Genomic DNA, 9,105 nt, shown 5'->3' with positions numbered 1-9,105 from the left:
TCTACCAAAGCACCTGAGAAGATTCCTTATTCCGAGACCGTTACCGTTGGTCAGGGCAAGGAATACAGCACAATAAATGAGGCTCTGGAAGCGATCCGCAACATGGACAGGGATGCTTCACAGCAGAGAGTTACAGTAAAGATCCAGCCCGGCGACTACCAGGAAATGCTGGTTATCGACACACCCAACGTTACCTTTGAGAACGCCGTAAAGGGCGCAAGCATCACTCCTGTAAACAAGGGCATTTCCCTTGCACAGGATTCCGTAAGGATCACAGGCTACTACGGCCATGGCTACACTTACTACAGCATGGGCGATGACTGCAAATATGATGCCAAGCTTCTGGAGGTAAACAACTACAACGGATATCCTTCATTTACAAATCCCGGCAGCGGCACAACCTCAGGCAGCTACTGGAACGCAACGGTTGTTGTGAATGCAGCCGGCTTTGAAGCTTACGATATTATTTTTGAGAACTCTTTTAACCAGTATCAGTCAGATCTTGCGGCTGCCGACACCATTGTTAAGCAGAGCTCCGCAAAAGAGGGATCGGCTCCCCGCGCGGGCCTGTCTGCCGGAGATGTGACCGTTCAGGACAAAAAATACGTTGAAAGAGCCGCAGCTATGGCAATCCGCACAGCTGCAGACAAGACATATTTCAACCACTGCGCATTCATTGGACGTCAGGACCACACTTTACGGTGATTCCCGGTTCAAAGGAAGCATATTACAACTGCGATATCTATGGCGGAACAGACTATATCTTCGGCGGAATGACAAGCTGTTTTTGCTAAGTGTAACCTTATATTCAATACTTCCGAGGACAGCAATGACGTCGGCTACATCACAGCCGCTCAGCAGAAAGACGCTGCACAAGAGGCTACCTTATGTACAACTGTAAGGTAACATCCACTGTTCCCGGAGAAAACACAGCTTCTTCCTACGGTTCAAAGGCCGGATATCTGGGAAGACCATGGGCGGCAAACACCTCCGAAGTAGTGTTCTACAACACTGTAGTGGATGCAACCTGCTATCAGCACAAGGCATCATCGGCATCCCTTATTATGCCCGATGGCTGGCTTTCAACACTCAGCGGCACAACCGAAAGGAACGTCGAGTACGGCACCTATGAGATGGCAGAGGGCGTTGATAATACGGGCAAAAGAGTCAGCTGGGCCCCGGTAAGTGGACAAGGAAGAGACCACCGACGGAAAGAGCATCTCGGTAGAGACTTTCCTTGGAACATGGGATCCTTTTGCTGACAACGGCGATGACATGAAGATTGTTATCCCTACAGAAAAGGTTAATGTTGACCCTGAGGAACCCGAAGGCGGCGCTGCCGAAACTACCTATGTATTTGACGCTACAACCCTTACTGCTGCAAAGGACAAAGAAGTTATTGAAGTAGGAACAACTTTTGCCAACGGTTATATCACAGCTTATGGCGGTGTTACAAAGCGCATTAACTCCAGCACCCAAAAGGTAACCTCAACGGAGATTGGAAAGTCTGAGAGGCAGCTACTTTGAGTTCATTGTTACAGGCAATGCCAATGTGACCATTGAGACAAGCTCCACAGGAGGCTCCAACACATCAAAGGTTGCGCTGGTTAGAGTTAGCGGCGATGCCAAGACTACTGTTTCAAATAATGAGAATATAGAGTTCGTTACGGGTACATCCAAGGCTACACTTACATATTACGGCCTCGGAGAGGGTACCTACAGATTTGTATCACCTGAGGATACGACGCTTAACAGAGGCGCAAGAGTCTATAAGATCACTGTTGTTCAGAAAGGCGGAGAGGCAGTTGTGCAGGAACGCAAGGCCTGGGGTGAAGTTGCGGCTCCCGTTATCGACAAGATCTCACTTTCTGAGGACGGTAAGACCATAAACGTTAAATTCACCGTAGAGACCGGTTATGACGGAGCTGATTCCGTAACAGCAGTTATGTATGATGCCAAGACAGATGAGAAGGTCATGAACGCCTCCCAAGGTAGACAATGGTACAGCAACATTTACTCCTTCCGCATCCGGCGAGTACTACTTTGTGTGGCAGCTCACAGAATAGATGAGGAGGACAAGAACAGCGACAAGTCAGAGAACCTTAAGTTTGTTCTTCCTCTTGCGGCACCCGGAATCAAAGTTGCAACAAATAAAGGCGCAGGAAAGGTTGTTCTTAAGTTTTACTCCGTACCTGAGGCAACATCCTACAGTATCGTTACAACAGATCTTTCAAGTGCGGCAGGACTTACAACCAAGGCTGCCTACACACCTTCTGAGGTTGTGACCAACAACAAGACAGAGTATTCCTATATCTTTACAAGTCTTACAGTTGGAAATGAGTACAAGCTTGCTGTTATAGCAAATCGCGACAGAGTTGAAGAAAATGAAACAATAACAGATGTTTCCGAAGAAAGCTCAGTAAACATCACGGTTACAAAGGGACGCTGAGACCGAGTGGGTATTCTCGGCATTTGGACAGGGAATTTCATCAAAGGCAAGTGAATGCGGCTACAGCGTAAATCAGGATGATACCGTAAGCGTATGGGCAGTGAATGGTAAGGGCAAGATCGTTCCTGGCTCCACAGACGGTCTTTCCTTCTACTACACTGCAGTCCCTGCAGATCAGAACTTTACTTTTACAGCAACAGCTGTTATTGATGAGTGGATTCTTTCAAACGGCCAGGAGGGCTTCGGCCTTATGGCGGCTGACAGAGTCGGTGTTAACGGAGATGCTTCAGTATTCTGGAACAACAGTTACATGGCCTCCGCAACCAAGGTTGAGTACGGCTATGATCCCGAGACCGGAGAGACCTATACTGTAAATACTCCCGGATATACAAAGATTACAATGAAGCTCGGCCTTGGGGCACAGGAGAAGAAAGGCGTTACATCTGATAATCTTTCAGCTTTTGAAGCTAATAACACTGATGTGGTAAACAATCAGTTCTCCACCAATATGTACACACTGGAGAAGAGCTTCGGGCCTCTGGGTTACGGCGGAAATATTATCGCCAATGAGACCACAGAAAAAGATTTAGGAAACCTGCGACCAGCCTCTTACCGAGATAAGGTTAAGGATACAGAAGAATAACACGGGATATTTTGTTTCATATCTTGACGGAAATGACAACGTGATCTCTCAGAAGAAGTTCTATGACACAGAGGCACTTTCCAAACTGGATTCCGGAAATGTTTACATCGGATTCTTTGCGTCCAGAAACGTGAAGGCGACATTTAAAGACGTAGAGCTTACAACCATCGATCCTTCAGAGGATGAGTCCGCTGAGGACAGACCTGTTACATATGTAGCACCTGCTTACAGCATCATCTCAGCTACCTATTCAAATACAGAGAAGTATGAACTTCAGTATTCAGGAAATGCTGACGGTGTGCTCACTGTCAAAGACTCAGCCGGAAAGATTCTCGTTGATGGAGAGGCTGTAAAAGCCGGTGAAGTAAACAAGTGTTATTACTAAACTTGCAAAGGGAGATAATAAATTTGCAGTGACATTTACTCCTGATGCGGATTTCCATCCCGAGGATGATGAGTACCAGTTCCTTAGCTCCTATGAGACATCAGAGTTTACTCATACAGTTAAGTACGCAACCATCAATAACGGGGAAAAGATCTATGTAACTCAGAACGGTAAGTCAACAGGAGACGGAACCGAAAACAACCCTGTGGACATTTACACAGCAGTTAAGTATGTTCAGCCCGGACAGGACCATTGAGCTTGCACCCGGAACTTACAACCTTAGCAGTACAGTCCAAAGTTGAAAGGGGAATAGACGGAACACCTTCAAAGCCTATTAAGATGGCGGCTCCTAATGGAAGAGCAATATTTGATTTTGGCGGAAAGTGCGCAGGATTCATTTTTGCCGGTGATTACTGGTATATCAGCGGAATCGACTGCACAAAGTCAGCCAATGCCCAGAAGGGTATCCAGGTATCCGGAAGTCACATGACTCTTGAGGATATCAGGACTTATGAGAACGGAAACACAGGTATTCAGGTAAGCAGATACCTTACTACAGACGGATTTGATGAGTGGCCAAGCTATGACCTTATACTCAACTGCACATCCTACAGCAACGCCGATCTTGGCTATGAGGATGCTGACGGCTTTGCGGCAAAGCTCACCTGCGGCGAGGGCATCGTATTTGACGGATGTATCTCCTACAACAACGCAGATGACGGATGGGATCTCTTTGCAAAGGTAGAGTCAGGTCCTATCGGTAAGGTGACCATCAGAAATTCTGTAGCATTTGCAAACGGCTATGGAGTTGACGGCACCAATGAAGGAAACGGTAACGGATTCAAGATGGGCGGCTCCAGCATTCAGGGAGCTCACAGACTCATCAACTCCGTGGCATGGGGCAACAAGGCAAAGGGTATTGATTCCAACTCAGGCCCTGACATCCAGGTTTACAACAGCATGTCCTTCAACAACGGAAGCAACAACGTAGCTCTTTATACAAATGATACAGCTAACACAGATTATTATGTTGAGGGCGTTCTCTCCTACAGAACAACAGGCAAGAGCACCAATGAGAACATAAAGCCCAAGGGAACACAGGACACAAGCAAGATCTACGGCAAGGATAACTTCTACTGGATGGATGGCGAAAGCGCAAACAGTGAAGGCCTCAAGGTTACAGACGATTGGTTTGTATCACTGGATGCTCCTTACGCAAAACGCATCAGATCCTTACGCAGTTGCAGCTTCCTTAAGAACAGCCGACGGCTCCATTGACCTTGGAGATTTCCTTAAGCTCACCGATGCCGGCGCAAAGGCGCTTGTTGACGCAGGCCTTACACCGTCAGGCATTGTTGCGGATCTTGGCGGCAACTATGAGGCAATCAAGGACCAGAGCGATATCTCCGGTTCTGCAGAGGATTCCGCGAAGGATAAAGAGGAAGAGGAGTCCGGAAATGGCAGCGGAAACAGTGGATCGGGCTCAGGCTCCGGCAGCGGAAGCGGCTCGGGCTCAAGCAGCAGCGGCTCCGGCAATGGTAGCGGCTCCGGCAGCTCATCCGACAGCGGAAGCAGCAGTTCAGGCAGCAGCTCAACCGGCAGTGGAAGCACAAGCTCAGGCAGTGGCAGCACATCCGGCAGCACAAGCACATCTACAGGCAACACGAGCGCCGGCACAACCACCGGCACAGGCACCTCAACAGGCGCAAATGCCGGAACAACCACAGGAACAGGCACTTCAACAGGCGCAAATGCCGGAACAACTACCGGCAACGCAGGCGCTGCAACAGATAACACCGCAGCTTCCGATAATACAAACACAGCAAACGGCGATGCTAACAGCGCAGGCACCACAGAAGCAGCAAATACCGACAACAACAGCACCGCAGCAGGCACAGAAACAGCAGCCGGCAACAATACAGCAGCCGGCAACAATACAGCAGCCTCCGCAAACGGCGATGCAACCACAATTGCCGACGAGCAGACGCCTACAACAGACACTCCCGGCACAGCAGCTCCTTCACCGGTACTTCCTATTGCGGCAGGCGCAGCAGTAGTGATCATCGCAGCTGTGGCAATAGCCATCAAGACAGGACTTTTGGCAAAACTTTTGGCAGTCCTGCACATAACCAAGTGATTTATTCATTTTCATAAATCAGCCCTTTCATAAAACATTTTTGCGGAGAGCCGCTGCAAGAGCATTTGCATTCTTGTGGCGGCTCTTTGCGTTAAATGTTATAATTACACGGTATGAAAAGATTTGAACTTATAGCCCCCTGCCATTTCGGTCTGGAGGCAGTATTAAAAAAAGAAATAATCGATCTGGGGTACGATATCACTGAAGTGTCAGATGGCCGTGTGACCTTTGCCGGCGATCCTGACGCTGTTTGTCGTGCCAACATCGGCCTTAGAACTGCAGAGAGAGTACTGATCAAGGTTGGAAGCTTCCACGCGGAGAGCTTTGAGGATCTTTTCCAGGGAACCAAAGGCCTTGAGTGGGAGGAATATATCCCCCGTAACGGGCGTTTCTGGGTTAAGAAGGCCTCCAGCGTAAAGAGCAAGCTCTTTTCCCCGTCAGATATTCAGTCCATTATGAAGAAGGCCATGGTGGAGAGGATGAAGGAGAGCTACGACGTTGACCGCTTCCCTGAGGACGGCGACGACTACCCTGTGCGCGTGTTCCTTTTGAAGGACGAGGTCACGGTGGCCCTTGATACCACCGGAGATTCCCTGCACAAGAGAGGCTACAGGAAGCTGGAATCCAAGGCTCCCATCGCCGAGAATCTCGCGGCGGCACTTATCATGCTCACTCCCTGGCGCGCAGACAGGATCCTGGTCGATCCCTTCTGCGGCAGCGGTACCATTCCCATCGAGGCAGCCATGATGGCAGCCCACATTGCGCCGGGCATGAACAGGCATTTCACTGCTGAGGCCTGGACGCACCTCATCGACCCTCAGAACTGGGAAGATGTCAGGGAAGAGGCCAGGGACGAGATCCTGACTGATGTTGAGGTGGACATCCAGGGGTACGACCTTGACCCCGAGATGGTGGAGATTGCCCGCATCAATGCAAGAAAGGCCGGAGTGGAGCACATGATCCATTTCCAGACCAGAGACATAGCGGATTTAAGCCACAGGAAGAAATACGGCTTTATCATAACCAACCCGCCCTACGGTGAGAGAATCGGGGAAAAGAATGAGCTGAATGCCCTCTACAAGACTATCGGCGAGAGGTACAAAGCCCTGGATTCCTGGTCAATGTACCTTATCACCGGCTTTGAGCAGGCGGAGAAGTTCATCGGCCGCAAAGCCGACAAGAACCGCAAGATATACAACGGTATGCTGAAGACCTATTTTTACCAGTTTATGGGCCCGAAGCCGCCTAAGAGAGACAAACAGCAATGACCAATGAAGACATGAAAAAGATGGCGATAAAAGCCTCTGTCTTCGCGGTGCTGGCCATAGGCCTTATGGTTCACCGCTCGGCCACCAAGCACATCATGATCACGGATGCTGCAGAGGCTCACATTGACAGAGGAAACGCCGATGACTCATATTCGCTGCTGATCGACAGGAACGTTCCTGCGGGCAAAGAGAATACGCTGATAATTCCCTTATCCAAGAGCGTCAGTTCCGATGATATAGTCCTTGAGGACCGCTACATTGATAATGAGCTCCTCATCTACATAGACAGCCGGGAAGAGGGATTTTACCTGGATAATCCCGTGCGGACGGATCTGGATATTCTGGAGAAGGCCGTCTGTATCAAGGAGAACGACACGGGAAGCGTGTGCCTTGACTTTACCCTGGACGGGCTCTACGTCAACGAGAGCTCCCTGACGGATTCCAGTACCATCGAGGTGCGCTTTAGCAGGCCCAAGGACAAGTACGATCATATAGCGGTGGTTGACCCTGCCTGCGGAGGCAGCGATACCGGGTATTTTTCCGAGGAACTTTCGGAGAAGGATATTAACCTTGACGTGGCTCTGGCCCTTCGTGAGGAGACCGCCAAAAAGCCTGAATCCGGAATCAGGATTTACTACACAAGGCTCGGAGATACGGATGTTTCCCCTGAGCAGAGGCAGAAGCTTTTGAAGGACAGCGGAGCGGACCTTTACGTGGAGCTGACCTGCAACATGGCTCCTGACCGGACGGACGGAATAACTTCCTACTACAACGATAGATTTTTTATCAGGGGCTTCAACAATGCGGCCTTCGCAAACCTGGTGGAAAAGAGCTGTCTGGCGGCCTCAGGTGCTGATGCAGGCGGAGTAAAACCTGCAGGTCCTGAAGCTGAAATGATAATGGACTGCAGGATCCCGGCGGTCCGTCTGGACATGGGAAATCTGCAGGGCTCGGGAGACAAGCGGCGCCTTTCGGAAGACGACTACAAAAAGAAGATGGCTGAAGGGCTTTATCAGGCTCTTTTACAGGCCTTTGAGGAGATGGAATGAGAATAGTATTTGCCACAGGCAACAAGGACAAAATGAGGGAAATTCGCGAGATTTTAGGCGGCCTTAACGCCGAGATCCTTTCCATGAAGGAAGCGGGCGTTTTCGAGGACGTGGTGGAAGACGGCAGCTCTTTTGCCGAAAATGCCAGGATCAAGGCCGATGCCATATATGAGCTTTTGAAGGAAAAAGATCCTGAGGCAGCAGACCACACAGTGGTTTTGGCGGACGACTCGGGACTCGAGATTGATTTCCTTAACGGCGAACCGGGCATCTATTCCGCAAGATACCTGGGAAAAGACACACCATATACCGAAAAGAACCGCATAATAATCGAGAGATTGGCGGATGCCAAGGATGAGGAGCGAAGCGCAAGATTCGTCTGCGCCATTGCAGCCACCCTTCCCGGCGCAGGGAAGATCGATACCATAGGCAAAATGGAGGGCAGGATCGGATACGAGATCGCCGGAGAGAACGGCTTTGGCTATGATCCCATTTTCTTTTTGCCGGAGTATGGCAAGACCAGCGCAGAGCTTTCTCCCGAGGAGAAGAATGCCATAAGCCACAGAGGAAAGGCTTTAAGGGCAATGGCCGAGCTTTTGAAAGAGGAGCTTTCCGACAATGCATAAGTACCTGGTTGTCAGTGATACACACGGACATGACGACAATTTTTATACGGTTTTGGACCTTGTGGGGCCCCTGGACGGGGTGATCCACTGCGGGGATTTTGAAGGATCTGAAGGGCGTTTTGCCCTGGCAGCCGGCTGCCCCGTGTATTTTGTTGCCGGTAACAATGACTTCTTCTCCGACCTTAACAGGGAGATAGAGGCAGAACTTGCGGGCCACAAGGTTCTTATCACCCACGGCCATCACTATATGGTGTCCATGGATCTTGAGAATCTGAGGGCGGAAGCGGCCTACCGAGGCGCTGACATCGCCTTCTTTGGTCACACCCACAAGCCTGTTGCCAAGTGTATTGACGGCATCTGGCTCTTTAATCCCGGAAGCCTTTCCTACCCCAGACAGGAGGGAAGAAGGCCCAGCTACATGATCCTGGAGATCGGAGATGACGGGAAAATAAGCTACGAATTCAAGTATTTGTAATAGAAATAAATAAGATTGAATGAATAGTTAAATTCCACATGTAAAAGTAAATTCCATACTGAAGACTAAATTC

13 protein-coding genes are annotated in these 9,105 nt (G+C 49.8%); all 13 read left to right on the top strand.

What is annotated here, in order from left to right; genetic code table 11:
• The coding region (locus tag T456_RS22895; protein ID WP_024867441.1) for a hypothetical protein at positions 1 to 705 on the top strand (705 nt) is incomplete at its 5' end.
• Positions 706 to 887: 182 nt separating this feature from the next.
• Entirely contained in the window at positions 888 to 1,262 is a 375-nt protein-coding gene (locus T456_RS0118310; protein WP_024867440.1) for a pectinesterase family protein, read from the top strand.
• Entirely contained in the window at positions 1,186 to 1,527 is a 342-nt protein-coding gene (locus T456_RS0118305) for a hypothetical protein (RefSeq protein ID WP_155838135.1), read from the top strand. Before T456_RS0118310 ends, T456_RS0118305 begins: the two co-directional genes overlap by 77 nt.
• Positions 1,499 to 2,449 (top strand): hypothetical protein, encoded by a 951-nt coding sequence (locus T456_RS21725; protein ID WP_024867438.1) that lies wholly within the window; start codon positions 1,499 to 1,501, stop codon positions 2,447 to 2,449. The genes T456_RS0118305 and T456_RS21725 overlap by 29 nt, the downstream gene beginning before the upstream one ends.
• A 100-nt stretch (positions 2,450 to 2,549) precedes the next feature.
• Positions 2,550 to 3,092, top strand: a complete 543-nt coding sequence (locus T456_RS21720) for a hypothetical protein (RefSeq protein ID WP_024867437.1) — start codon at positions 2,550 to 2,552, stop codon at positions 3,090 to 3,092.
• 40 nt (positions 3,093 to 3,132) lie between these two features.
• Positions 3,133 to 3,477: a hypothetical protein gene (locus tag T456_RS21715; RefSeq protein ID WP_024867436.1), complete on the top strand. Its 345-nt coding sequence runs from the start codon at positions 3,133 to 3,135 to the stop codon at positions 3,475 to 3,477.
• Between the two features lie 28 nt (positions 3,478 to 3,505).
• Positions 3,506 to 3,733: a hypothetical protein gene (locus T456_RS21710; RefSeq protein WP_024867435.1), complete on the top strand. Its 228-nt coding sequence runs from the start codon at positions 3,506 to 3,508 to the stop codon at positions 3,731 to 3,733.
• A gap of 2 nt (positions 3,734 to 3,735) precedes the next feature.
• Positions 3,736 to 4,755, top strand: a complete 1,020-nt coding sequence (locus T456_RS21705; protein WP_051465052.1) for a hypothetical protein — start codon at positions 3,736 to 3,738, stop codon at positions 4,753 to 4,755.
• Positions 4,670 to 5,614 (top strand): hypothetical protein, encoded by a 945-nt coding sequence (locus T456_RS21700; protein ID WP_155838134.1) that lies wholly within the window; start codon positions 4,670 to 4,672, stop codon positions 5,612 to 5,614. The genes T456_RS21705 and T456_RS21700 overlap by 86 nt, the downstream gene beginning before the upstream one ends.
• 113 nt (positions 5,615 to 5,727) lie before the next feature.
• A complete protein-coding gene (locus tag T456_RS0118270; protein ID WP_024867432.1) occupies positions 5,728 to 6,882 on the top strand; it encodes a THUMP domain-containing class I SAM-dependent RNA methyltransferase in 1,155 nt (384 codons plus the stop codon).
• Complete coding sequence (locus T456_RS0118265; protein WP_024867431.1) at positions 6,879 to 7,931, top strand: N-acetylmuramoyl-L-alanine amidase family protein; 1,053 nt, start codon at positions 6,879 to 6,881, stop codon at positions 7,929 to 7,931. Before T456_RS0118270 ends, T456_RS0118265 begins: the two co-directional genes overlap by 4 nt.
• On the top strand, positions 7,928 to 8,557 hold the full coding sequence (gene rdgB, locus T456_RS0118260; protein WP_024867430.1) for an RdgB/HAM1 family non-canonical purine NTP pyrophosphatase: 630 nt from the start codon (positions 7,928 to 7,930) through the stop codon (positions 8,555 to 8,557). The genes T456_RS0118265 and rdgB overlap by 4 nt, the downstream gene beginning before the upstream one ends.
• Entirely contained in the window at positions 8,550 to 9,032 is a 483-nt protein-coding gene (locus T456_RS0118255; RefSeq protein ID WP_024867429.1) for a metallophosphoesterase, read from the top strand. Before rdgB ends, T456_RS0118255 begins: the two co-directional genes overlap by 8 nt.
• Positions 9,033 to 9,105: the final 73 nt, after the last annotated feature.

The sequence above is a fragment of the Butyrivibrio sp. FCS014 genome (assembly GCF_000526935.1).
Classification (GTDB): domain Bacteria; phylum Bacillota; class Clostridia; order Lachnospirales; family Lachnospiraceae; genus Butyrivibrio.
Note: the sequence above shows the minus strand (reverse complement) of the source record. Positions and strands in the feature narration are given on the sequence as shown.

Bases quoted from the DNA above. Each gene is read 5' to 3' on its own strand.
- T456_RS0118270 (WP_024867432.1), top strand. From the start codon at position 5,728: ATGAAAAGATTTGAACTTATAGCCCCCTGCCATTTCGGTCTGGAGGCA.
- T456_RS0118265 (WP_024867431.1), top strand. From the start codon at position 6,879: ATGACCAATGAAGACATGAAAAAGATGGCGATAAAAGCCTCTGTCTTC.
- rdgB (WP_024867430.1), top strand. From the start codon at position 7,928: ATGAGAATAGTATTTGCCACAGGCAACAAGGACAAAATGAGGGAAATT.
- T456_RS0118310 (WP_024867440.1), top strand. From the start codon at position 888: ATGTACAACTGTAAGGTAACATCCACTGTTCCCGGAGAAAACACAGCT.
- T456_RS0118255 (WP_024867429.1), top strand. From the start codon at position 8,550: ATGCATAAGTACCTGGTTGTCAGTGATACACACGGACATGACGACAAT.